Genomic DNA, 442 nt, shown 5'->3' on the forward strand with positions numbered 1-442 from the left:
CAATTTCAATGATTTCTGGAACTGCCGGAGTTGTTCCTTCAGCTTTAATCACACGACTAACTTCTTTACCATCTACCATCGTCACAGTATAGACAATCGTACGAATACCATCTTTACCTTCTTGAACAACGCGAGTTTCACCCTTCGATAACTCTGGATTCTTACGCGTTTGTTTCTCAAATGGAATAGATTCGTGTTTAGTTTCCGTCTTAACAACTGGCTTCGATGGCGCTGGAGTAACAGGAATCTCTTTTGTACCAATTTCTGTGATTTCTGCTACTGCTGGGGTCGTCGTATCTGATTTGACAACGCGACCTGTTTCTTGACCATCTACTGTTGTCACAGTATAGACAATCGTACGAACTCCATCTTTACCTTCTTGAACGACACGCGTTTCACCCTTCGCTAACTCTGGGTTCTCACGCGTTTGTTTCTCAAACGG

Annotated in this window: 1 protein-coding gene; it reads right to left on the reverse strand. The window is 43.2% G+C overall.

The window, feature by feature from the left end; translation table 11 throughout:
- A partial coding sequence (locus EAF07_RS10450) for a G5 domain-containing protein (protein WP_183121704.1) occupies window positions 1-442 on the reverse strand: 442 nt, incomplete at both ends.

It is taken from the genome of Streptococcus hillyeri (assembly GCF_003686955.1).
Lineage (GTDB): Bacteria > Bacillota > Bacilli > Lactobacillales > Streptococcaceae > Streptococcus > Streptococcus hillyeri.